This is a genomic window from Paenibacillus donghaensis, assembly GCF_002192415.1.
GTDB lineage: Bacteria > Bacillota > Bacilli > Paenibacillales > Paenibacillaceae > Paenibacillus_AQ > Paenibacillus_AQ donghaensis.
In genome coordinates this window covers 295,321-319,923 of sequence record NZ_CP021780.1, presented here as the reverse complement: position 1 = coordinate 319,923, position 24,603 = coordinate 295,321, and the positions used below count along the sequence as shown (strand labels likewise).

Sequence of the window (24,603 nt, the reverse complement as noted above, 5' to 3'; positions counted from 1 at the left end):
ATCCGCCTTTCTGTACTCTACGCCTGTGTCACAGCGCCTATTTTTTGTTTGATCCAGTTCTTGCCTTCGATAATCCGTGAAATCACCATACTAATGGCCGGATCGCCGGTTACATTCACCATAGTGCACAGCGGGTCTGTAATCGTTCCCAGAATCACCAGGATCGGAACCGCTTCCATCGGAAACCCGAAGGCGGTACAAATAAACAGTTCCCCAATAAACCCGCCGCTGGGAATTGTGCCTACAATAATTCCGCTGATTAAGGCAACCAGAACGGCCTTAGCCATATCTCCCGTGCCCATCGTCATATCAAAAATCCCGAACAAGAAAAGAATTTTGATCATTTGGACGGCTACTACTCCATTTTTGTGCATACTTGCACCAAGCGGTATGATGATGTCGCCGATTTCATCGGGAATATCCATTTGCTTCACGGCCAGTCTGTTCACGGGAATACAAGCCGTACTGCTGCATGTTCCCATCGCTGTGGTCAACGGCAGCCATATATTTTTCCAAAAACGCTTGACTCCGGTTTTCCCTCCCCCATAATACGTAGCCAAAAAGGAAAACAGAATGAAAAACAATATACAAAAAACCACGTAAATAATGGACGCCCGGGCAACGGACCAGACAATTTGATTGCCTACCTTGCCGATCAGTGTCGCGAAGTAGCAGGCGATGCCCACAGGAGCGTAATACATAATAATAGAAATCTTCATGAACGCCGCATGCTTGACCAAACCTTTGACTTGATATTCGTCTTTTCGGGAACTCTTTATCTGGAGGAGGATGGGCGCAAATATACGATTGAGCCCAACCAATATTTAATTTTGCCGCCCGGGAATTTGCATAAAGGCTACAAAGCCTGCACTTCCGACACGACCTTCTCCTGGGTTCATTTCTATACAACGGGACATTACTTCTATTCCGAGAATCCCATCACTCAGGTCGATTCCAAAATGAACAAAACGAAATACTATAAAAAAGATGTGTTTTATATTTCGCTTCCCCAATACGGAAGGATTGACGACAGCCTGCATGAAATCATGAAGAACTATATGGATAGTATTTCCCAGGTCAAAATTGATAAATATCAGAATGAGAAGCTGTTTTATTCGTCGACAAAATCCCAGATCGAATACCAGCAGTCATTTCTGAAAATATTAACAATTTTATGTGATTTACGGGAACATCAAAAAGAAAAGGAGCTGGCAGAGGAAATTTTAGATTATTTTTCTTCGCATTATCAGAACCCTTTCGATTTGAACCAACTTGCCGCCCAGTATTCCTTTCATCCGGCCCATATCATTCGCTCCGTAAAGAAAAAATACGGACTGAGCCCACTGCAATTGCTGCTCTCCATCAGGGTCCAAAAAGCAATGAAGCTTCTGGCAGAAAAACGTCACTCCGTCGGGGAAATCGCTGCCCTTGTCGGCTTTACCGACTCTTCTTACTTTTGCAAGCAGTTCAAAAAGATCACTTCTTTAACGCCATTGCAATACCGCAATCAGCCAGTTGTCAACCTGTCGACACCGAATAGATCAGAATTCCATTAACTCATCTTAATTGGCTATGAATAAAAGTCCTTTGCGGCTAACGATGTAAGTGCTTGTCCCCAGATCGGGACAAGCACTTACATCGTTAAAACAAAAAACGAGCGCACCCCCCTGAGACGGTCGGTATGGTTGACTTCTACTCTTCAAAATATAAAATATGCCGCCAATAGGCGGCATAAAAATCACTTTATTCGATGAACTCTAAAATAATCAGCCCAATCACCATCAATTACAACGGCTACTGTATCTACTTTTGTCTGGTATTCATTCGTTGCTGTAAACGTGAAGGTGACCGGCCCATCCGGCAGTTTATCAAAAGCCGGATCATAGAGCTCGCCCATCCACCTTGTCTTCTCCTCATCCGCTGCAATCAGCTGCGTGGTGTATCCACCAGTCATGGTCACCTGTACGGTATCCGGCAAGCCCGTCGCTGTTCCCTGCAGTACAAACCGCTCGCCTGCCCAATACACGTTAAAGGCTCTTGGCGATTCCTCGTTGCCGCTTTTCTTCAGATTATAAGCTTTGCGGTTGGCATCCCACTCCGGCGTATGGCGCACGGCTCCTTTAATGCTGAGCAGATTGACCATAAAGTATTTGTGCGGCGCGGTCCGGCTCCATTCGAACCCGTCGAAGGCCTCCAGCTCCACCGCATACTTCTCATTCTCGATCAGTGTGCCTGCCGGGATCTTCCACTGCTTCGCACCGGAGGCTTGTTCCCCTGACTGGACCTTGACGGATCCCGTCGCCAGGTTGATGATCCGCACCCGGAACCGCTGCTGCAGATCGCCATCCTCATCCTGGTACTCCCACTTGATAATCGGCGTTAACGTGCTGGCAATCGTTGGCTTGTCCGGATTGATGCTGGTCGGATAGGTAATATTGACTGTTGGCAACCGGTTCACGACCGTCAGGGTCTGCGACAGCTCTCGCCGCAGTCCGAGCGAATCGGTAACCACCTGCCGGTAGGTGAAGCTGCCGTTTGTGCTGAACTTCTTGGTGAACGTACTCTTAGTGCTCGTCAGGCTTTCAGTCCCGTCCGCCGGCTTCAGATAATATTGATAGCTGATTACGTCACCCTTCGGCTCGTCCGGGTCTGTCGCCGTGCTCTGGATCGTCAGCGTATCGGTGCGGTAAATCGGCACTTTCACTGCATTCTTGCCCGTGTCCGTCAGCAGCGTGAAGCCCGGCTGCGGCGGGTTGTCGATAATAAACGACTTCTCATTAGAGATTTCTGACCAGGAGCCTTTGGAGAAGGCCCGGCCATTCACGATGAAATACTCAAACCGTGCAAAGGTTCCATTAGGTACCTGGTACTGGCGGATGCCCCCGCTGCTGTCATTGTTCTCTATCGACTTCGCCAGCAGGCTGTCCTTGGTGAAGAATTCCAGGCGGTATTTCTCCTGCGGATCATTCTCCGGGTCGGCGTAGGTCCACTGGATCAGCGGATCACCTTGGGTTTCGGCATCCAGTACCGTCGGATTTGCTTTTGTCCCTGCAGGCGAGGTGAGCGTAAGTCCCGGTGGTTGATTCTCAGCCACTTTCACTTTTAATGAAGCGATATTCGACTTGGCCCCGATCTGGTCAATTGCCCAGTGCTCCAGGGTGTAGATCCCCGTTTGCGGGAAGGTCAGGTCGATCGAAGGCGTGCGGTATAGCTTGGTGCGGCCATCGCTGTCTGTGACTTTCCAGAAATATTGCAGACTGGCGATGTCGGATAAATCTCCGTCCTCATCTGCAGAAGTGTACCATTTCGTATCATCTTGAAAAGCAATCTCTGGCCCGCTGATGGCAGCCGTCGGCACATGATTTTTCACGGTAAACATCCGGGTGGCATTGGATTGAAGTGAGCCATCCGAAGCCGTCAATCTCATTTCCCAGCCGTCCGAAATAGCGTTCTGCTGGGATATCCCGCTTCTCGCGATCAGGTCACGGATCGTCATCGCTTGGTAGCGGCTGTTGCCGGCAAAATAATACGGGCTGTTATTCAGCCGCCCATTCCATTGATAGGTAAGGGCATCGCCGTCTTCATCCGGATCCGGGGTCAGATTGTCCAGGGTAATCACTGTATCCCGGTATACCTCCGGAGGCATATAGAAGGCAGCAGCAGGCGGGTTGTTCTTCACCTGCACTGATTGGCTGTACGGCTCTGACCACAAGCCGCGGTTATCCCGGACCTTCAGGGTCAGCCGGTAATCGCCCACGCCAAACCCGGCAATGTTCGGTGGTACCGTAGCTCCCCCATAATGAGCCCAAACCTGCTGCCCGCCATTTTTAACCACATTCCATTCATAGGTATCCAGCGGGTCATTGTCCGGATCAAAGGAACGGTCGGTGACGGTGGTCGCTTTACGGTAAGAGACGTTGTTCGGATCGACCGTAAACATCGCTACCGGGGGAAGGTTGCCCCCACTGCCCACGCTGCGCTGGCACCAGTCGCTCCATACACCAGCTCCATTCACCCCGTCCACATCTCTGACCCGTAAGCGGATGTCATAGGCTCCCGACAACTGAGCCGGGGGCTGGCCGTCATTCCAGACTTCGGAAGATGAACGCTTATGCTGCCACTGCCAGGCCATCAGTCCTTTGTTTGAAGCGGAGGTATGGTCCAGATCATAAGAGCTGTCGCTGAGCTGAAGGCTCCCTCCGGCCAGTTTGGCCGTGAATAGAGCCACCGGCTTGCGGTGGACATGAAAGGTCATGGACGACAGATTGTCGCGGCTCCACAGGCGGAAAGGATCGAAGCGATCATCCGCTTTGGGTGAATCCTTGGCCTGAAAGGAAGCGACATACACCCCGCTGTACGGAAAAGTGCTGTATTTTGCATTTCTCCATAGGCTGCTGTCGGAAATCATCCCCATGGGATTATCAAAAAAGTAAGGATCATGGTCATATTTGAACCGGAAGGCATACGCCGGGTCATGTTCATAGTCCCCGTAATGCTCAGCGGAATCCGCCGTCTGGTTCACCAGCAGGAAGGCTTTGTTTTTTAACCGGTGGGTGACTTCAAAGCTCGTGCTGGCTTCCGATTTGAAATTATAAGGATCCACCACCTTCACATTGATGGTATATTGGCCCGGTGCGATATTCTCCTGCAGCACATCAATCGGAATGGAGAAGTCCCGGGAGGATGCCGTACCAGATAACGTTACTTTTTTGTAGAACACGTTGGGAATCTCGGCAATCACATCCACCGTGTCATTATCCGGGTCCTGGACATAACCGGTTACATGAAACGTGCTGAGTCCCTTCTCATTGATCGCCTTCTGCCCGGGCTGGGAAGTAAGCGTCAGATTGGGCTTTTTGTTCGTGGAGAAGGTAAACTGACGGGTAGAGGCTACCGTATATTCATGATAGCTTTTGTCCATCCAGCCTTCTGCATTGTCCCCGCGTTCATAGACTTCGCTAAACCAAAAATTGAGTGACACAGACACCGGCTTCTTCCCCGTATAGAGGGATAGTGTAGGGTAATCCGGGGCTTCTGCCCAATTAAAATACTCGGGAAACGGATAGTCACTATAAGAAAGAGGTACCTTCGTACGAGCTGGTATATGCACCGCCATGGCGGTATGGTTCTTGTAACTGCCCAGATCTAAATCCCCATATTGATTGTATGAAGTGGAGGTTTTAAAATCCCCAATATTTTGAGTCGTTCCATCTGCAAAAAAGAGGTCCATCGAAGCCACATAACCGGTACGATAGCCTTGTTTCATGTACCAGGCTTCAAGTGGTTGCAGCTGTTCACGGTGGGCTTCCCATAAGGTGGGCAAGTAATCATTGGCGTAACTCATGTTGAACATCCCGGTCACCTGGTTATAGCCAATCTGGTTGATCGTAAACTCCGGCAGCTGAATATTCATCGTACTGGCATGCCAGTTGTTGTCACCCGGATACGAGGGCGGCCTGCTGCCTGTCACACGTTCTGCCGGAACGAGGATATCATTAAATTCAATGACTTCCCCTGCCGCTTCTGCTACAGGGACCCCACTCACCAAGCCCATGCCACCCAATAAGGAAATTATAACAAGCAGGACGATCCCTTGGCGGATCCTTTTCTTTAGTTTCACCATGCCCAATCCACCTCCGGCGCGCGATTCTGCACTGTTATCGTACGTTCTAGGAGAAGTTGTGGCGGATTACTTGTGTTGGAGTCGGCAGATCGGCGGTCCGCCTCTGTCACGAATTCGGTAAGGGTAGGCTGGTCAAATTCTTCAAACACAGTCAGCTTGACTTCGTATCTCCCCACTTCATGCAGCTTCAATTGCAGCTGGCTGTTGTTCTCGTTGTTGGCGATGTTCCACGCTTCATCATTGAAGCTGCCGTTATTATTCGAATCATAGCGGTATTCCCATAAGCGGCGGCCTAATATATCAAAGTCCGGAGAAAATGACATATCGGACAGAGAGGCAGTCGCCAGGTTGCTCTCACCCGGATCTCTATAGATCGTCGTTGGTGATGAGAAGTATACTACCGGCGGTTCGTCAGGAATGATATCAAAGGTCTGGCTGGTGGTGTCCGAAAATCCGGCCGTGTTGGTCACCGTCAAGGTCGCTTTATAGGTACCGGCTTTTTTGAAAATCATATCCTTGTCCTTAACTGCGTTCAGATCACCGCTGTATTTGATCGCCGCCGCGGTTCCGCCTGACACTGGAGTAATCGTCAGCACAGTTTTCGCTGCCACGATCGGGTAATGCTCCGGGCTGGTGCTGATATTGTGTACGGTCACCTTGCGGTTCTCCTTCTTGATGCCCTTGATCTGAAGCACCGCCTTCGGAACCGGCTGGATCACTTCGATCTGTCCGGAAGTGGATCTGGCCAGTCCGTCATTATCGACCACCCGTAAGGTCACTCTCTTCCAGCCCAGCTGATCGATCGGATACCAGGTCCAGTCATATTTACCGCTCACCGGATTGACGGCTCCCGGAACGGACCAATGATACTCCACAATCGTGCCGTCCGGATCATGGGAGCGCTGACCGTCGGCCATAAATTCTTCACCGGCCATGACCACATCGGGGATATCCAGTACAGGAACGGGCGGCTTCAGCTCCGGCTTGGGAATCGGTGGATCTGACGGAAGCGGCGGATTCTTCATCACTTCAACCTTCTTGGTAAACGACTCCTGAAGCGAGGTCACAGTGCCAGTCTTGGTACTGACGGGCTTGGAGAAGCGAACGACAACAGTCAGATCATAATCCTGCTCGTATCTATCACTGGTGACATTCCCTTTCGGGATCGTGAAATCAAAGGAACGGGTGCTACTGAGCGTCTTGCTGTAATCCTTTTTGGTCTGCAGCGTGTTGTCCTTCCCCTTCTCTTTAGCAAAGAGCACCCACTCACTGATATTCCCGGTGTCTGCATACGCCGCAAGCTCACCCTTCAGGTTGAGCTGAACTGGTACGTCCTTGCCATCAAACTTCGCCGGGTTGGGGTTGGGCTTCAGTATGGAAGCCGTGCCGGTTAGGGTGGGTTCGGTGGGGAGGGCGTAGTCGAAGGTGACGGTGCCTCCGTAGCTGTAGGTGGTGACTTTGGCGTCGGCGGTATAGTAATAGGCAGCTTTAACCTCGTACTTCCTCCCTTGCGCATGACCAACCAAAGGATGTGATGCATCCTCAGCTTGGTTGGTATATTCAAGTAGGCCTTTTTGACCATTAATAATAAAATAGGGAAGATAATAGGTAACTATTACCTTATTATTTTTGAACTTAGGTTCTCCTTTAAGGTAAGGGGAACTCCCTACCCCGGCCCTTATCTTAATTGTTGAAGTAATAATATTTTGTGCATCTATTACTTCTGTTTTAGATCCGTTAAACCATTTAATAAATTCCATTGTTTGTGCTGGGGCCGCTGAAACAGTAACGTAAGGTGGATTAGCAGATGGTGTATAACTATCTTCTTTTAATTTATCATAAGTTTTCATACCATTAATGGCTTCATTATATTCATTTATTTGCCACCGCTGACCATCCGAATATCGCCATATAGAATTACTAGGATTCGTGATGTAGTTTTCCCCATAAGAGGCTCTATAACCCTGAACACCGCTTATAAGATTCTTATTTTCTGCGCCTTTCAGAGTAATTTTGATTTTCCCATTAACTACCTCTGCTGCTGTGATGACCTGGTTATTACCCTTGTATTTTAGAGTGTTTGTCTTGATAGTTGTCGCTGTTACGCCGTTTGGAAGATCAAGAGTAAAACTTTTTGCACTGTTGTTAGATCCTGTTAGACCAGTGCTTGTAGGGATAGATACTGTTGTCAATTTAGTATCGGCAGCAGAAATTATCGAAGAGAAATTGAAAGAGAAAGCTAATACAATACTGAAAAGGGCAATTAGTGATTTCTTCATTCTTTAACCACATATTTTTCAGAGATTTTTCCATTATTAAAAGTTCGCATTACAAAATAATTGAATTCTCCATTATAAGCATAAGCCAGATTAGACGTCAGCTTTTGACCAGGGGCTAGATTATAAGTCCATAAAGCTTCTTTATCATTTGTTTTCTCCGCTCTATTCGCAGGCCATATTCCATCTAATATTTGGCCATCCTGAAAACGCAGTAACACCATGTTCTCAATAGTTCTACCAGATCCAATTAATTTGTTTTTTGATATATTGGTAATCGTTACTTTTGTCCATACAAAGTATTTAGGGTTAACTAGAATACCTCCCATATTCTGAAAACCATATAATTTTTGTAATTTTTTAACTTCTGGCGATTTAAAATCATAAATCATCACCTTCTCCAACGTATAACTTAATCCCCCGGCCTCCACCGTAACCGGCAACTCCACATCCTTCTTCAACCCATACTTCGAAAGATTATCCCTCATAATCGGCACAGCAGTAGTCGCAGGTTTAACAGTAGCATTTGGCTTTACAGTAGCTGCCGGCTTAGCCGCAGCAGCAGTTGTGACCACACCTTGTCCCATTACTCCACTTACTAACATCGTCACAGCCAAAGCAGCCTTCACTATACTTTTATTCATTTCCTCATCTCTCCTCTGAACAAATATTGTTATTCATCCATTCTATATTCCTGAATTGCCGGTACCCGGATCGGCTCCTGCTGTTTAGCTCTGGTGATCAATACCGGATGAGCGGTTTCAATTACAGCGATGACTGATGGGCCTTGTATGTATTTGGTGATGCCATAAGCCCTGTCTTCATAGAGCAGCGGAAAAGTCACTCCCGAGGACTCATCAATAATCTCAAATTTCAGCACCTTCACCTGATGATGCAGCCTGCTGCCGGTTTCTGGGGAAAGATCGTCGCCAAGACCAAGGTTAAGCTGGACCGCCTCCGTGAAAGCGGCATAAGCTTCGGCAGGATCAATCACCAGTCTACCGTCTGCCAAGGCTGTTTGGTCCAGCGCCTGGGCTGCATCATGAACGGCGATGTTTCCCGCATCCTTCAGCATCCCACGCACCATATCCCACTCCTGATTCTGAATCTGAAAGAACCAGGAGTAGATAAAGATCAGCAGGACAAAGGCCAGTTTGATAATATAATCCATAACTTCACTTCATCCCTTAATCAATCAAGATATTCGCTCATAATCGATCCGTGTCCGTAATAAAAGGTCGGCTGGGTGGCGGTGGCAAAATTATAAGGGAACAGATTCACCCGCGGCGCCTGGATATAGACGTCAATCCGCTGCTTGCGCTCCTGCACGGTTGCGGTGCTGCTGGTGATTTGAACCGAAGCCTCGGGAAACCCTACGGCCCGGAGGTTGGCGATCACTTCACTGCGCATCGAGGCTGTGACCAGCCCTTCGGTTGCCGCTTTTTGCGTGATGTAGGAGGTGTTGGCCTTGATCTGCAGGTCCAGTAAATAATCAATGTACGAAAAAATCGGCTGCAGAATAATGAACAGCACAAGCCACATAAACAAAGCCCTGAGGACGGTTGCCTTCATCGGTTACGCCCCCTTGTCAGTATTGCTCCACTTGTTTGGTATGCGTAATGATGTCGTCCTGGCTGCTGCCGATGATATGTGTGGCTGCAGTGATGAAGATGCCCGCGATGACAAATCCGATAGCCAGAAACATAGCCACTGAGATGGAGTCCTTTTTCATAACAGTTAAACCGCGGAATGGTGCAAGATATCGCTGACAACCGCTTCAACAGAATTCCGGGGCTGAACCAGCGTTACACCGGGAATGGGGGGTCTGTTATCATCGGCGTCATTTACGACATCCTGAACAAGAGGTACCAGAATCGCAATCACAATAGCCACGCAGAGGAATCCGATAGCGATAAACATACCTGTAGAAATAGCATCTTTTTTCATTGTTAATATCTCCCTTTTGATTGTATATTTTTAAACTTATCCTGAATATATAAATTTTCACTGGAACATGCCTACACCGTTGAAATTGCCTTTAATCAGCATAATATATTGCATGGCCAGCGAGACAATCATCAAAAAGGTGGCGATCGACGGGATTACATTAATGATGGTGGAAACATCTCCGATAAAAGACCACTTCTTTAAATATTGATCGCTTGATATTTTGGAGATGATCTTGCCCTGCTCGCGCAGGTAACCTGCGGCCTCGTTGTCATCATCCATCCCCTCCGTAGCCAGCAAGATCGAGCGGATGTCATTAATGAAGCTGTGGTTGTCGGGAAATTTGCCGCAAAACCACTCAATGGCCCTTTCCACTCCTTCGTCCACCGCCCGTTCGGACAGCTCATGCAGATCCTGGCGGATATATTGAAAGTGCCCGGCAGCTCCGGCGCAAAAAGCCCCAAACTGCACATACCCATGCTTGCGCAGCCGGTTGTTCTCATACAGCCGCACGAAGGAGATCAGCTCGCCATCCTTCTGGATCAGCGTCTTCTGATGAAGCCAGGCCAGCAGCCATCCAAGCGGCAGAAACCGCCGCGGACTGGTAAGTAGCAGAATCAGCAGAGCAATCAGCAGGTCATAGGGTGAAAAAGGAGCGGCCCGGATGAAATTACCGGCGAACTGAACAGCTACGAACAGCAGGGCGGCACAATAACGGAATAAGGTGATTTTGCCTGCTGAAATCGATAAACCACTGTCATTCAGAAGCTGCTGAAGCCGGCCCACCTGCATCCGGTTACCCAGCGCATCCCACTTTAGCCCCAGCCGGACCATATACCGCTCCTGTTTGCTGCTGCTGCTGATAAATACCAGCAAGGCCAGATACACAACGCCGGCCACAGCCGTTAATAATAGAAACCTGTCCATAATCCATCCCCTCAGTGGTAGTCCAGCTTGGGCCGGGCGAGAATTGTACTGATTACAAAAGATACAAACAAACCTGAAACAATCACCATCAGGAAGGTAAGACCGACTGTGGTTTCGAACTGCAGCTGAAAATACACATCCGGCTTCAGCATATACATGAAGGTACCCACGCAGGACACCAGCACGACAAGGTTGCCGTACAGCCCCAAGCTGATCGCATCCCGGCTGCCCGCTTTTACCGTAAGAATCGTCTCTCTCTGCTGTTCCATGGAGCGATTGAGCAGCATCAGCGAGCTTTTGAGATAACGGGTGCCCTCCTTCTCCGCATAGAGCAGATCCGATATGAACTCAACCGCAAAAGTGGTGCCGATCGCCCCGGTAAACCGCGCCGCCGCTTCGTTCAGCTCCCGTTCGTGGCTGTAATTGCCGAAGGCGGCGGCGAGCAGCTTGAGCGGGGATTTCAGTACATTATCCTCCCTCAAATAGTCGGCGGTACGGTCCAGAATTGAATCCACCGAGAGGTGGGTGAACTTGGTAGAGATTTTGACGACATCCAGCAGATCGTAGCTGCCCCGCACCTTCCGCTGCGCATGAGTGTACCGCATCCGGAAATAAGGCACCGTTGCCGAAATGATCGCTACAAACATCGGAAACCGCCAAGCCCCCTCAGCCGGTGTACCGTCAGTAAGTGTAATCCCCTCCAAAAAAGGATTGGAGAAGCTCATCCGCCCCGGAAGCTCGCTGAGAGTCAGCAGTCCCGACAGGAAGACGGCAAGGAAAATCACTCCCGTCCGGATCAGAAAACGCATCACACTGATTCCCGGCTCATACCTCCGGTGCACGAAATACAGCAGATTGTCCAGGTGGCGGTAGAGCCATATCTTTTTTCGAATCCCGCTGACTCTTCCACCAAACAAACTCCAGCCGCGCTGAATGCGATAGTCGAGCTTCTGCCCCAGCTGTCTTAAATGCTGTTCAATCAGCGGCCTCGTAAGCAGCCACAATCCCCCAACAGCCAGCACATGAAGGACAAAGCGGATAAGATACATCATCAATTCCACAGCAGTTGCCCCCTCACTCGTTAAGCACAATCTTTGACTTTAGACTCTCCTTCAGCGGACTGGTCATGGGCTTCACTGCCGCCAGCCGTTTGAGTTCTTTCAGAACGGTTTGGGTAGCAGGTTGATTTTTGCGGATCATTTTGCCGATCAGGGCATCTGTCAGCTTGTCATTGTAAGTCCAGCCCAACAGCTCCGTATCCCAGCGCATCAGATCACTGGCGAACACCGAATTGCGCCCCTCGTCATAAAAAACCTCCGAAATCCGCGCCAGCCGCTTTTTCCCATTAGGAACACTCTCCAGAATAAACACCAGCTCGCAGGACTTCAGCGCTGAGATCAGATGCCCCTTCAGGCTGCCGCCAATCCGTGTCGATACCGCAAACGCGCCCTGGTACGGAATATCCTCTGAATCCACGGTGTGAAATGTGCCGGTAATGCCGTCATAGCCTTTTTCGCCGCTCCAGAGATAGAATTCCCATTCGTTATAACGCATTTCGGTCATGTAGAGGATATTGGGGTCATGCCGAAGCGATTCAACGCCTACCTCCATCAGCTCCTCGTTCGAAGCCTGAATCGGAATAATCCGGTGTCCCTTGATCTGATAGGGCAGAATCGATTCCGGGTGCTTCTCAATCATCACTACCCCCATGCAGGAGGTGGAGCCAAGCAACTGCTCGCCTACTATCGTATTGGCAAAGGTAGTTTTGCCCGAACCTACGGCCCCGGCAATAATCGTATTGCGGAATGTTGCGGTAATCGCACGGATGAGCTCAATCGCTTCCGCCGGAATACATTCGGTCCCCGCCTGATCCTCCAGATTCAGAAACTCGACCACCTGACGCCGCAGCGAGATCGTAGTGAAGCCGTCCCAGACTCTGGGCGATACCCAAATCGCCAGCCGGATGAACCGTCCGGGCCAGAGCGGATCATCCATCTTGAACTCGACCGAAGGGTTGTCTTTGTTAAGCTTTTTGTTCGGATCACTCTTGAGCAAGGAACGTTTCAGCTGTTCTACCCGGTCCAGCGAAGGCATCTCGTACGGATAAGCAACAAAGCTCCCTCTGTGGTTATAAAAAATCTGCTTCCCGATCATCTGCAGGCCGGTAGATTCGCTGTAGGCCCGGTCCGTAAACCAGCGGTAGGCCGGGCCGAAGCCCTTCCACTCATGGAACAAGGCTTCCGCCGCTGTACGGTAGGCTTCGGGAACGACGCCGGTGAACGGCGTTTTGCGCAGGTATTTCTCAATTTCGTTCATAAAAAAGCTTACCGCCTGCGGATCGCCGATCAAGGCTTTCGAATTCAGCTCAAAATAACTGTCATCCTCCCGCTCCAGGCCAAGGCTCATGTCACTTTTCATCTTGTGTAGAAAGCCGTAGAAATCCTCTTTCCCTGGCTTGCTGGTCCGCAGAACACTTTGCTTGAGGGAAAAGGGAGGCCGGAAAGTAGACCGCGGCAGGCTCCACTCCTCCGACGGCTTCGGCTTCGGCTGCAGCTGCATTGGATGCGTTTGCTCCTGCGGAGAATAACTGATCATAAGAACACCCCTTTCTTGCGCACCTCCGGCGCCAGCCCCAGCGACACCAGCAGGGAATGCACCTTGTCGTCGACGTGCTGCAGCTCTTTTTTGCCCAGTGGCAGACTGTCCTGAAACGGCGGGTAATGCGGCAGCTCCAGCAGGATCTCGCTGCCGAAGCGCTGCGAGAGATTCCTCGGCGAGGTAATCTCCTCGACATTGCTGCGGTTGATGATTAGCTGGAAATCCTGCGGCTGCAGATCCATATGCCCTGCCAGCTCCAGCAGCGGCTCCAGACGGTATTCATGCTTCGGATGGGTGACGATCATGCGCAGCGCAGATTTCTGCATCCCCACATACCACGCTGCACTTTCCGGGATGGAACCGAAATCGGCAATTACCACATCGGCATTTGCTCCCGCCCGGCTCAGGAGATACTCAATCTCATCCTCCTGATAATCTTGTGCGCTTAAATAATCGTAATTGCCGGGAAGGTAGAGGTAACCCTCCTGTCTGATCAATTGCTGGAAATCCTCATCATGAATCATCTTGCCGGTCAGCCGGGGCCGCAGCCGGTCCAGACTGATGGCCGTCTTGCGGTCATAGCCGGGATCGTAGAGATCCAGCCCCAGTACAATCACCCGCAGACCGGCAGCCGCAATCCGTCTGGCGAATAGCTTTGCGCTGCTGGTGCAGCCAATGCCCGGGCCGGACCCGAAGAAACCGACCAGGTTGCTGCGCTGCTCGCTGTCCTCTTCGAGAATAAAGCGCAGCTTCTCAATGAGAGCGGACGCGGTGGAACGCGGCGGGATGAAATAAATCCCCAGGCTCTCGCATACCATGTGCACAGCCTGATAGCCGCGCACTCCTTTTTGCTGAAACAGATACAGAATCGTTGTGTTCACAAGCTTGCGCCGCAGCTCCACCAGCAGGTGAACGGGCACATGGTCGCTGGTCACCATCAGCAGCTGTCCCTCTGCATGGGAGGGCTCAGGCAGCACATTTTGTGTGATGACCATAAATCCGGCATTTTTAATTTCGTTGACAGTCAGCTGATCGATTCCCAAACTGAATATTCTCAAAGTTGTCCTCCCACTCCTACTCCACCCTTACGATCCAGAGCTTCATCCCCTGCTCCAGATATTGTCCCAACAGCTGGCCGTCGCTTTTCTTCAGCTTAAGTTCAGGCGCAGCCACCTTGCCGGTTGAGGTAAAACGGTTATTGTTGTTGCCGTGCTCGGAATCCAGCACATCGTTATTGTCTTCTGTCCGTACATAGTTGACCGTCACCCCGGCCAGAAATACCTGCTGCTGTGGCTTATCCGGTATTTCCTGAACCGCCGCTCCGGCAGAGTCTGACGGTGCTGCGCCAGGAGGTGTTTTCTGCAGACCGCTGTTGCCTCCGGGTGTTTCGCCAGAACGCTGCGACGCCTGCTTCTCCTCCACCAGATAAATGTCTACCTTGTCCCGGCTGCGCAGCGAGCCGTTGATTGCATAAATGGCCTCCTTGGGAATAGGGAAAATCCCTTCATCCTGCAGCGGCTCCAGTCCGCTCACATCGACCAGCGAGTCGGTCAAAATACTGCCATTGGTCAGATTCACATTAGTAATTTTGTTAGCCACCTGCCCAATGTCCGTGATCACCCCGGCGGGGATATCCTTGGTCTGGACCGAATCCAGATACAGATCTGCCGGCTTTAATTCATAATTCTTGGGCAGCAGCCGTCCGTCGGCCACCTTAATTTTGACTACAGTTCCGGACAACACATAGGGCTTGAAATACAGATCGTAGCCCAGCAGCCCGCCGAAGCCGACCAATAAGATGAGCACGGCGAACAGATAATTGCGTTTCAGCAAACGGCCCCGTTGTATGGACAAGCTTCCAGCCTCCTTCACAGATTCTAATTATGGAAACGACAAAAAACACTTTGGCACAGAAGTCCAAAATGCTGGCAAAATGCTTTTTCGCCTGTAGAATACAGCCTTATTTGATTACTTACAGTTTAATCAAAGTATAGAGAACAGTGAACGGCACACTGCCCGCATACGGGCAGCGGCTCTCACCGGTGAAGCACAGTCAAACAGACCCGACAATTAAAAGCTAGTTAAACACTACCGCTTTGTTGTGATGAACGAGAATCCGGTCCTCAATATGCCACTTTACTGCCCGGGCCAGCACGACCCGCTCAATGGTGCGGCCGATCCGCTTCAGCTCAGTAACATCATCGCTGTGGCTGACCCGCTGCACGTCCTGTTCGATGATAGGACCACCGTCCAGCTCCTCTGTTACATAGTGGGCTGTGGCTCCAATGATCTTTACGCCGCGGTTATAGGCCTGGGCATAAGGATTGCCTCCAATAAAGGCGGGCAGAAAGGAATGATGAATATTAATAATCCGGTGACGGTAATGCTCAATGAATGACGGAGAGATAATCTGCATATACCGGGCGAGAATAATTACATCGATATCGTCGCCAATCACCTCCAGCTGACGCTGTTCCGCTTCCGCTTTCGTATCGGCAGTAACCGGAATATGATGGAACGGAATACCAAAGGACTCCACATAGGACTTCATATCGGCATGATTGCTGACCACAAGCGAAATATCGGCATCCAGGTCCCCTGCCTGCCACTGCCAGAGCAGCTCCACCAGGCAGTGATCCTCTTTGGATACAAAGATCGCAAGCTTCTTCTTCTGGCGCACATTAAAGATCTGCCAGTCCATCTTGAAACGTTCAGCCACGCCGCCGAACTGTTCAGTCAGCTGATCAAGGCGTTCTGCAAGGCTAGGCAGGTCAAACTCGACCCGCATAAAAAACATTCCGCCGTCCGGGTCCATCGTATATTGATCCGATTGCACAATATTGGCACCGTGCTGGTACAGAAAATGCGATACCGCCGCTACAATCCCCGGTCCATCCGGACAGGAAATCAGCATGCGCACCCGGTTCGGATATTGGCCGGCGTCAGCCGAATGATCTCTTTTTACATGCAATTCCATAATTCTCTTTCCATCCTCTCATCTGTATGCGCATTTATCGAGGCAGCCTTAGGCGTTGACAAGAAGCTGCTTGCCCGCAAGCCAAGCGATCAAGCGATGGTTAACCGCCTGTTCACTGAGGCTGGGGAATAACCCGGCGTTCATCACCTGATCATAGAGCCGTTCAAGCGGTTCACGGGGATCTGCCTTCTTGGCTTTGGCATCATTCTTCAGCAACGTCCATACGTCCAGCACATATTGGCGGGAATCCAGCTCCTGCTTGGCGAAGAAGGAATGCAGCTCCTCGACCTCCTGCAGAAACTCCGCACCGAACCGCTCGGCGACATTGCCGCGCAGCAAGGCGATCTCCACCTCATACATCGGCCGCTGTGTCTTGGCATCCTTGCCGATCCATGGGGTCTCCAGAATAAACGGCAGGCCTGCCAGCGCTTCATGATGCACTACCTTGTTGATGGTGTCGAAGCCAATCCAGCCTGAACCGATCGGGGTATGACGATCCTTGCTCGCTCCGGCCGGATTCTTGCTGTCATTCAGATGGATGACACCCAGACGCTCCAGGCCGATCAACCGGTCAAATTCCTGCAGCACACCATCCAGATCGTTTACGATATCATATCCGGCATCGTGGATGTGACAGGTATCCAGGCAGACAGACAGGCGCTGGTTGAATTCGACCTTGTCGATGATCGAGGCGATTTCCTCGAAGCTGCGGCCAATTTCCGTACCTTTGCCGGCCATCGTTTCCAGGGCAATATGCACTTCTGTCTCATCCGTGCCGCCAAGCACCTCATTCAGCCCATCGGCGATCCGCTGGATACCGAATTCGGCATCCTTGTCTGTGAAGGCGCCAGGATGAAGCACGATGTGCTTAACCTCCAACGCTTCGGTGCGGCGGATCTCCTCCTGCAGAAAATCAACAGCCAGCTGATACGTATTCTCCTTGTAGGAGCCCAGATTGATAATATAAGGAGCATGAACCACAATCTCCTCCACGCCGTTGGCCTTCATGGCCAGCTTTCCTTCCGCAGGATACATGGACTCAATTGGTTTGCGGCGCGTATTCTGCGGCGCTCCCGTATATATCATAAATGAGCTGGAGCCGTACTCGTTCGCTTCATTGGCCGCGCTCAGTAAACCCTTGTCCGCGCAGGACACATGAGAACCTATTTTTAGCATGCCTTTCCCTCTTTCCTTCACGAATTAACCCTTATTCTACCGTGATCGGAACAATAAATCTAGGCAATGCCATTCACGCCTCATCCGCCTTCGCAAAACAGGAAAAAATAAGCTATACTTTAGATGAAAGAATTGCTTGTGACAATATTCATTGCCAAAGGTGGTGTATGCATGTTTGTCAAATTCGGCTTGTTATCCGCAGCACCCAGCAACTGGTTTATGAACTCCATCGCGTTGTGGACTTTTCTGCTGCTCTTCACCATGTGTATCGGTGGCTTCTTTATGTTCCGCAAATTCCTTAAGGTCCTGCCCAAGGCGGACGGCAAATCGCGGCTCGACTGGCAGAATTATTGGGTCGAACGCAGCCGCCCGCTGTGGGGCGACGATGCCAAAGCTTTTTTGGACCAGCTGGTCCAGCCAGTACCCGGCCCTTTCCGTGATATTGCCAAACACTCCATCGCGGCCGAGATCGGCAGAATCGCCGTCGAGAGCCATTCGCCGGAGGTAACGCGCGATCATTGCATCCAGGGCTACATCACCGCCACCCCGCGCCGTGACAACCGTTTTCTGATTCATTTTCTGGAGAAGAACGGTATCGATTATGCTCCTTACCGGCATATGATCAAATAGAAACGGAGATGTCTCCCCATGAAATATGCGATCTGCGGCGGAACCGGCTTCATCGGTCTGGCGCTTACGAAATATTGGCTGGAAGCCGGGCATGAGGTCTGTATCATCGGACGTAAGCTGCCTGAGAAGAGACTCGCTGACCCCAAGGTAAGCTACCATACCTGGGATACTCTGAAATCCGATCCCTCTCCGCTTGAAGGAGCTGCCGCTCTTGTTAATCTGGCGGGTTCTTCGCTGAGCCAGCGGTGGACTTCTGCCGCCAAAAAGTCAATTATGCTGTCGCGTCTGGAAACGGTGGCCGCAGCCGCAGAGCTGCTGAAAGCCCTGAAGCAGAAGCCGCCCGTTGTGATCCAGTCTTCGGCGGTAGCCATATATGGCACTTCTCTGGACGACACCTTCGATGAGAGCTCTCCGCGCAATGTGATGGACTTCCCCTCCGAGGTTGTTTATGCCTGGGAAGAAGCAGCGGATGAGGATTATCAGGATGTCCGGCTGATCAAGCTGCGTACCGGAATTGTGCTTGGCAACGAAAGCGGTGCCTTCCCCAAAATGAAGCTGCCCTATCTGCTAGGCTTCGGCGGCAGCATCGGCAGCGGTGGGCAGTGGATGTCCTGGATTCATCTGACCGATATCATCCGGCTGATCGACTACTGCATCCGCTATACGGAAATTTCCGGTCCCGTCAACGCCACCGCGCCCCATCCTGTTACCAACAGCCAATTCGGACGCACTCTTGGCAAGGTGTATCATCGTCCCCACTGGTTCCCTCTCCCGGCCTTTGTACTGAAGACCGCAGTGGGCGAGCTGTCCGAGATTCTGCTGAAAGGCCAGCGCGTAGTGCCTGCCAGAGCACTGGAGCATGGTTTCACCTTTGATTATCCCGTCTTGGAAACCGCGCTTCAGCAGCTGAAGTCTACGTAATTCGCCCTGACTCTCCTGCAAAAAGCTGTCTCAGGCATTATGAAAGGTATAAATTCCGTTGACGATTGTGAAGCTGGCGCCTTCGGTGAGCGCATATTCCTTATAGGGAATCATGGGCTCTCCCTCAAAAAGTGTGCCATTGCGCGAATCGAGATCCTTCAGCACATAACCGACCGGACCTCTTGCGATTTCAGCATGTACTCTTGAGGTTCCGTCGGATATCTCCACATACTGGGCCACCTCTGCCGACCGCCCGATAATAAAGCTTGTCCGATTGAGTTCAATCCGCTCGGTTTCTCCTTGTTCATCACACCGGGTCAGAAAAGGCAAGGCGGCTTTGACATGGTCATTCACCTTGCTTTCTTCAGGTGGCTTCTCCCTGGACAAAACTGTAGTCGCAGCTACCGGCAGCGGTCCGTCAACCGGCTGCTGTGCAAAAAAACTATGCGCAAGCGGGGCCGGGTCAGCAACAGACAGCGATGTTAAAGCGGAGCCTTCCGGTTGCGCCCGAACCGCAGATCTGGCTGGCACAACAGGATATCTGCCGAAATTCCACTCCAGCTCCTTGCGGCCTATCGGACGTTCACCAGATTCCGGCTCTCCTGACGAACCGCCTTCCTCGTCCTCCCCGTTCTCCCGCCTCAGTGTCAGAGTCCCCTTCCAGACCAACCAGCTGAAGACAAGAAGCAGCACGGTAACAGCACCGCAGATCAACAGTCCGATCCGATCCGGGGACTGCAGGTACAGAAACTTCCATAGTGCCGCATCCGCTAAAAGACAGCCCAGCACAACATAAGTTCGGTAACCGGAAGCCTGCGGCTCCCCCTTCACCTCCTCCTTGGGACCAGCAGCCGGCTGCTCCTCTTCCCGCATCCGCATGCTGGTGTAACCGTTCATCCAGGAAGCCGTCTGCTGCGGCACCGGTTCAGGCTTCTCCCCGGAGGCTCCAGCCGTGCGGCCCAGGCCACTCCAGGAGTTAACCCCTACCCTCTCAGGCAGCTTAGCCGGCGGTGTCTGCTGCGGCAGTGCAGCTTCTCTTTTTGCTTCCAGGGCCGGAGCTGAAGCGGGCTGCGGGTCCACGTAAGGCTGACGCGTCAGCGGCTCCCCTTCCGTCAGCAGCTCAGAGAGCAGGGATTTTAGACCGGCCGGAGTGAAGGCCTCTTCACCGCAATAGTGCAGCAGCCGCTGAACACCCCCACCGGCAAGCTCCGATATCGATCCCATCAGCACAATAATCAAGTCCTTGAAGCCTTCTCCCGGAGAGAGGCCTGCCCCCTTCTCTTCCAGCGGGATATAGGTCAAATATACCTTCCCGGTCTGCAAGGGCCCTTCGATAAAGATGTAATCCGCATGCAGGGCGTATTGCTCAGCCCGCAGCATGTATAAACGGCCATCCTCCATCCCTTGGGCAATCTGCAGCAGCAATCCAAAAAAAGCGGCCATGCTCAGCTTTTCGCTTTTGAGCAGGTGGCTTAGCATTTTTTTGCGTGACACGGCGTACTCCAGCGTAATCCTCATGTCAACTTCCTTCAGCAGCAGCCGCAGATGCTGTGGAATTCCGGCATTCATCAGCATCCGGGCCTGGACCCTGTTCAGCCTGTCCGCAGGCAGACCCCCAGGCTCGCCAAGCATCATATAGATACCGTCCTGCTGCATAAAATCACGGGTCAATCCGAACAACTTGCCTCGCCTCCTTTCATAGATACAGATAAGCGCAGAATGAACCCGGAATCACCGCAAGCATAAAAGGAAATTTCAGCAACTCGCTACTGCTGCTCTTTACCAGACCCTTTCTTCCGAACCACAGCAGCCCTGTAATTCTGCCCGCGATCGTTTTCAGTACATTCCCTGCCTGCCGACTCCACAGTACGATGATCCAGCCGATCAAAGCCCCAAACAGCACGGAGTATACCATCACCTGAAGCGTGAAGAGCAGCCCGGTCCATGCTCCGATTCCGGCGAACAGCTTAACATCACCCGCACCGACCGCCCCCATGAGATGCATCAGCAGCATAATCGCGAAACCTGCCGCACTGCCTGCTCCGGCAAATAATAAACCCTGCCAGCCGCCCATAATTCCCTGCACAAGCATGCCTGCACCCCAGGCGCTCAGTGTAATCCAATTCGGAATCCTCATGGCCAGCGTATCTGTAATCAGAGCGGCTGCCAGAAACGGCAGACAACCCCAAAATGCCCATTCCGCCATCACCACTGCCACACTTCCCTTCTCATCATTTCACTACTGTGAACGTCACTTCGAGCTTTCTGCCATCCTCAAGTTCAATCACAAACGGCCAGTTGCCCGGAGTGGTGTTCACTCCAATCTTCCACTCCCATTCGATATAACCGTTCTCGTCAGCCTGCTTCCAGCCCAGGTACCTGGCGCTGCTTTTGCCGCTTTTATAAAAAATAGTCAGATTGGCCTTGGCATCAGGCGGCAGCTTGGCGCGGATCTTTCCCTGCTTGTTCGCCACTCCGGGATCAGGCTTCTCCAGAATAAGAATTCCGCTGTCCTCCTCCTGATCGGGATCATCGCTCCCGCTGCCGCCTTCCCCAGTATCTCCGATCCACAGCCGCTCTACCGCGCTGGCCTCCAGCACAATCTTCTTATTCAGAAACGGCACCTTCATCGGCAGCTCGTAGCTGACCTGAAGTCCAAAGTAAGGACGGGAGTCCTTCTCCTTCAGCTTCGGCACAAGCACATTCGAGACATGGATGCGTTCATAATCGAGCAGAGTGCTGGACAGATAAGGCTTCAGCAGCGGCTTGACGGCCAGGTCGAGTACACTCTCCGAGGCTTCGGCCTGCAACTGCTGCAGCGGCCCTTCTCCTTTCTGCAGAACACTTCGCAACCATCCATCCATCGGTTCAGGCAAAGCGTCCGCATATCCTGCGCCCCAATCCTCCACCGACAAACGCGGGATGCTCCATGGAGTCGCCTCCGCAGCACTATTCCTGCCCGCCCCACTGTCATTCTCCTGCTGGCTGCCCGGGTTCTCTTCTCCCCACCTCTCCTCTGCAAGTGCCGCCGGATACATATGAGCAGCAACAACCTTGACGGTATCCGACGCGGTACTCTGCAGAGCCGTTGAATACAAGGTCATCTGTACAATCGAGATCAAGAAGAGCACAAACAGCAGAAATACGGGAAGTACCATTGCCGCTTCTACCGTCATGCTGCCTAAATCTTGTGCAGCATCCTTCCTCCGCTTCCAGCAATCCATTAAACTCACAGCCTTCCGCTAATAAGAGAACTCGGCTTGTGCAGTTCTGTAATAAGTACTCCCCTGCACTTCACCGAAAATTCCTCCGCTGGTTTCCAGCAGCCTCACCACACCAGGCAGGAACCAGAGCCGCAGGCCCAGCTTGACCTCGGCAGCGGCATAGGTATGGATCGCTGTCGTATCGATGCCCGTATTGAGGCGAATGACAGCCAGCATTCGCGACAGCTGCACCTCTCCGCCGCCATGCAGCAGCATGAATATCCGCAAATGGTCACGGTAGGACAGTTGTGCTGGCATGTATTTGGAGAGCGGAATAGCCCCCTTCTCATAGAGCAGCAGCATATCTTGCACGGCCTGCTGGATGCCGTAGAGCAGCGCGGCTGCGAGCACAAGCAGGGGATTGCCCATTCCCGCCTTCTCAATGAATCCTTCCATGGTGCGGATAGCCAGCCGCATGGCGAAGATTTCACCATAGGCTGCCGCGATATTGCCCGCAGGATTGTGGAAGCCGTAAAGGATATATTCCAGCTCTTGGGCATGGGGATCAAGCTGTTCTGCCAGCTGTCCTTCTGCACCGGCACCTGTCTGTGCAAGTGCTGCAGCCAGACCCGCGCTGTCGAAATGGCGGAAATACTGCGCCGCATACTCTGTCTGGAACAAGCGGTCACGCCCTCCCTGCAGAACACTGCCCATGGCGGCATAAATACCATCCATGTCCTTCATCGCTGTACTTCCCGCTCTGTAGGGATCAGAATCCGTAGCAGCAGCCGATGATTCCTGCTCCAGTCCCTCGTTAAATTGACGGTTGTCTTCAAAATATTGGTACAGCAGTTCATATCGCTGCTTGGCAGCCGTTGCCCCGTCCCCCAGCCTGCGGATCTTCTCCAGCAGGTTTTCCACCCCACCGAGCTCGGCTTTGGCTTGCCGCTCTACCTGCTTGCGCTGCTCGTTGACGCTGCGGTACTGCTCAATCCCGGCCAACTCTCCGCCGATAATGGCTCCACCTTCACCGTAATTGTTCACATAAGTACTAACCATGTTCGAAGTATGGACCACAGCGCTTATGATCGAGGATGGATTGCCGTAAATCCCCGTAGTTTCGTTCAGCACTCCGACCAGTCCTGTCACAGCCGGGTCCACCGCCAAGGAGGCCTGGTTCTGCGCCGACAGCTGACTTAGCAGCAGGTCGAAATCGGCAGAGCTGATAATCAGCGCATCCTCCTGCTCACGCAGCTTGCGCAGCGGCTCTGCACTCATTCCATCCTGGCTTCCCGGGATATCCCACTGGGAAGCAGGATCAGCGGCGGCATCCGGCACACTGCTTCTTGACTGCTCCAGCAGCACTCTCATCTGCTCATTCAGGCTGCGCGCCTGCTCCAACGCAGCCCCGGCTTCGCCAGCCAGCTTCTCATACTCTGCACGAAAGGTATTCAGAGAAGCAGGAAGCCGCGATAATACATCGCCGGATTTCAGGCGGTACCGCGAACACACCTCGGTGAATCTTGTGGCCTGCCAGTTCTCACGGCTTAGATCAAACATAGTCTTGTCCACATAATCGCTGTATTGGGCAGCCATATCCGCTGCGGTAGATACAGTGTTAATTGCGGTTGGATAAATGCTGCCACCCGGAGGGTCCATCACCAGCCGCATCACCTTCCTGACTTCCTCTGCCGCCTGCTTCCGGCGGCTGGCCATCAGTTCCAGTGCCTGTTCCCGTTCATCATATAGCGGCTGCATCCGGCCCAGCAGCTCGGTTGAGCGCGATGCCTCCGCCATGGCCGCCGACAACGGCTTGAACTTGCCGGCCAGCTCCAGCGCGAAATCAACCGGTGCCTTGTATTTCATCTCCTCAGTAATCTGCCGCCGGAATACGTCATAGCTGCCCAACGGACGGCTGAATTCCAGGGAGGAGGATTCCAGGCCGAGTGGCATAATGGCGAAGGCGTCCTCGCGTCCGCTTCTGTGGAGGTTGTCATTCAGGACCCCTGACAGCAGCTGGTTGCCGTCACTTCCGCCAAAGGCAAACAATCCATACTGCTCGCGCAGGTCAACATTGTATGCCGACATTACCGATCTTACCGCTGCCCTTGCGAGCCGCTCCTCCTGCACATGGGCAGCCGCAATCCGCGCATAATCGATCAGCACGGCGGTGAACAGAAATACAAAAGCCAGCACCATAATCAGAAATACCGATACCGATCCCTCGTGCCCACCCAGCCAGCTTCTTCTAGACACCGCAGCCCGTGCAGTGCTGCCCGAAGGACCTTTTAAACCGTTCGTCATAACCGCCTCCTTCCTCCGATC

General features: G+C 52.1%; 23 protein-coding genes. 4 read left to right on the top strand and 19 right to left on the bottom strand.

The features are described from left to right. Positions 1–17: 17 nt before the first annotated feature. Positions 18–719 (bottom strand): dicarboxylate/amino acid:cation symporter, encoded by a 702-nt coding sequence (locus B9T62_RS01180; RefSeq protein WP_245864298.1) that lies wholly within the window; start codon positions 717–719, stop codon positions 18–20. 9 nt (positions 720–728) lie between these two features. Between B9T62_RS01180 and B9T62_RS01175 the strand changes: the two genes are divergently transcribed. After that, positions 729–1,556 (top strand): AraC family transcriptional regulator, encoded by an 828-nt coding sequence (locus B9T62_RS01175; protein ID WP_245864297.1) that lies wholly within the window; start codon positions 729–731, stop codon positions 1,554–1,556. Between the two features lie 182 nt (positions 1,557–1,738). Here the strand turns inward: B9T62_RS01175 and B9T62_RS01170 are convergent, their stop codons facing one another. Further along, positions 1,739–5,623, bottom strand: coding sequence for a hypothetical protein (locus tag B9T62_RS01170; RefSeq protein ID WP_087913596.1), 3,885 nt, complete (start codon positions 5,621–5,623; stop codon positions 1,739–1,741). After that, on the bottom strand, positions 5,617–7,149 hold the full coding sequence (locus B9T62_RS01165; protein WP_087913595.1) for a hypothetical protein: 1,533 nt from the start codon (positions 7,147–7,149) through the stop codon (positions 5,617–5,619). Before B9T62_RS01165 ends, B9T62_RS01170 begins: the two co-directional genes overlap by 7 nt. Before the next feature lie 559 nt (positions 7,150–7,708). Here B9T62_RS01165 and B9T62_RS01160 point away from each other — a divergent pair. Next, a complete protein-coding gene (locus B9T62_RS01160; RefSeq protein ID WP_087913594.1) occupies positions 7,709–7,909 on the top strand; it encodes a hypothetical protein in 201 nt (66 codons plus the stop codon). On the opposite strand, the gene B9T62_RS01155 is transcribed toward B9T62_RS01160, so the two are convergent. The 12 genes from B9T62_RS01155 to B9T62_RS01105 all read right to left on the bottom strand — a co-directional run bounded on the left by B9T62_RS01155 (position 7,899) and on the right by B9T62_RS01105 (position 17,524). Then, the gene (locus B9T62_RS01155; RefSeq protein WP_087913593.1) at positions 7,899–8,543 is read right to left on the bottom strand and encodes a hypothetical protein; all 645 of its coding nucleotides are present in this window, start codon (positions 8,541–8,543) and stop codon (positions 7,899–7,901) included. The two genes, B9T62_RS01160 and B9T62_RS01155, sit on opposite strands and share 11 nt — an antisense overlap. Before the next feature lie 29 nt (positions 8,544–8,572). Then, positions 8,573–9,070, bottom strand: a complete 498-nt coding sequence (locus tag B9T62_RS01150) for a hypothetical protein (RefSeq protein WP_087913592.1) — start codon at positions 9,068–9,070, stop codon at positions 8,573–8,575. Positions 9,071–9,090: 20 nt separating this feature from the next. Beyond that, positions 9,091–9,471, bottom strand: a complete 381-nt coding sequence (locus B9T62_RS01145) for a hypothetical protein (protein ID WP_087913591.1) — start codon at positions 9,469–9,471, stop codon at positions 9,091–9,093. A gap of 16 nt (positions 9,472–9,487) precedes the next feature. After that, positions 9,488–9,610: a hypothetical protein gene (locus tag B9T62_RS41145; protein ID WP_281257676.1), complete on the bottom strand. Its 123-nt coding sequence runs from the start codon at positions 9,608–9,610 to the stop codon at positions 9,488–9,490. Positions 9,611–9,636: 26 nt separating this feature from the next. After that, on the bottom strand, positions 9,637–9,846 hold the full coding sequence (locus tag B9T62_RS01140; protein ID WP_087913590.1) for a hypothetical protein: 210 nt from the start codon (positions 9,844–9,846) through the stop codon (positions 9,637–9,639). A gap of 57 nt (positions 9,847–9,903) precedes the next feature. Further along, positions 9,904–10,773: a hypothetical protein gene (locus tag B9T62_RS01135; RefSeq protein WP_087913589.1), complete on the bottom strand. Its 870-nt coding sequence runs from the start codon at positions 10,771–10,773 to the stop codon at positions 9,904–9,906. Positions 10,774–10,784: 11 nt separating this feature from the next. Continuing rightward, the gene (locus tag B9T62_RS01130; protein ID WP_087913588.1) at positions 10,785–11,834 is read right to left on the bottom strand and encodes a hypothetical protein; all 1,050 of its coding nucleotides are present in this window, start codon (positions 11,832–11,834) and stop codon (positions 10,785–10,787) included. Positions 11,835–11,847: 13 nt separating this feature from the next. Next, positions 11,848–13,368, bottom strand: a complete 1,521-nt coding sequence (locus tag B9T62_RS01125) for a P-loop NTPase family protein (protein ID WP_087913587.1) — start codon at positions 13,366–13,368, stop codon at positions 11,848–11,850. Further along, positions 13,365–14,429: a P-loop NTPase family protein gene (locus B9T62_RS01120; protein WP_087913586.1), complete on the bottom strand. Its 1,065-nt coding sequence runs from the start codon at positions 14,427–14,429 to the stop codon at positions 13,365–13,367. The genes B9T62_RS01125 and B9T62_RS01120 overlap by 4 nt, the downstream gene beginning before the upstream one ends. A gap of 16 nt (positions 14,430–14,445) precedes the next feature. Next, positions 14,446–15,225 (bottom strand): SAF domain-containing protein, encoded by a 780-nt coding sequence (locus B9T62_RS01115; RefSeq protein ID WP_087913585.1) that lies wholly within the window; start codon positions 15,223–15,225, stop codon positions 14,446–14,448. 223 nt (positions 15,226–15,448) lie between these two features. Next, on the bottom strand, positions 15,449–16,348 hold the full coding sequence (purU, locus tag B9T62_RS01110) for a formyltetrahydrofolate deformylase (RefSeq protein ID WP_087913584.1): 900 nt from the start codon (positions 16,346–16,348) through the stop codon (positions 15,449–15,451). Positions 16,349–16,396: 48 nt separating this feature from the next. Beyond that, positions 16,397–17,524, bottom strand: coding sequence for a deoxyribonuclease IV (locus B9T62_RS01105; RefSeq protein ID WP_087913583.1), 1,128 nt, complete (start codon positions 17,522–17,524; stop codon positions 16,397–16,399). Positions 17,525–17,695: 171 nt separating this feature from the next. Between B9T62_RS01105 and B9T62_RS01100 the strand changes: the two genes are divergently transcribed. Together B9T62_RS01100 and B9T62_RS01095 are read left to right on the top strand one after the other, a co-directional pair. Then, positions 17,696–18,154: a DUF2621 family protein gene (locus B9T62_RS01100; protein ID WP_087913582.1), complete on the top strand. Its 459-nt coding sequence runs from the start codon at positions 17,696–17,698 to the stop codon at positions 18,152–18,154. A gap of 18 nt (positions 18,155–18,172) precedes the next feature. Then, a complete protein-coding gene (locus tag B9T62_RS01095) occupies positions 18,173–19,075 on the top strand; it encodes a TIGR01777 family oxidoreductase (protein WP_087913581.1) in 903 nt (300 codons plus the stop codon). A gap of 30 nt (positions 19,076–19,105) precedes the next feature. Here B9T62_RS01095 and B9T62_RS01090 read toward each other — a convergent pair whose 3' ends face one another. The 4 genes from B9T62_RS01090 to B9T62_RS01075 are packed head-to-tail and all read right to left on the bottom strand — an operon-like array spanning position 19,106 to position 24,582. Continuing rightward, the gene (locus tag B9T62_RS01090) at positions 19,106–20,755 is read right to left on the bottom strand and encodes a DUF6382 and FHA domain-containing protein (RefSeq protein WP_087913580.1); all 1,650 of its coding nucleotides are present in this window, start codon (positions 20,753–20,755) and stop codon (positions 19,106–19,108) included. A 16-nt stretch (positions 20,756–20,771) separates the two neighbouring features. Then, positions 20,772–21,293, bottom strand: a complete 522-nt coding sequence (locus tag B9T62_RS01085; protein ID WP_245864296.1) for an A24 family peptidase — start codon at positions 21,291–21,293, stop codon at positions 20,772–20,774. 13 nt (positions 21,294–21,306) lie between these two features. Beyond that, complete coding sequence (locus B9T62_RS01080; protein ID WP_245864295.1) at positions 21,307–22,299, bottom strand: TadE/TadG family type IV pilus assembly protein; 993 nt, start codon at positions 22,297–22,299, stop codon at positions 21,307–21,309. Between the two features lie 18 nt (positions 22,300–22,317). After that, positions 22,318–24,582 carry a hypothetical protein gene (locus B9T62_RS01075; RefSeq protein WP_087913579.1) on the bottom strand — a complete coding sequence of 755 codons (2,265 nt, stop codon included), beginning with the start codon at positions 24,580–24,582 and terminating at the stop codon, positions 22,318–22,320. Positions 24,583–24,603: the final 21 nt, after the last annotated feature.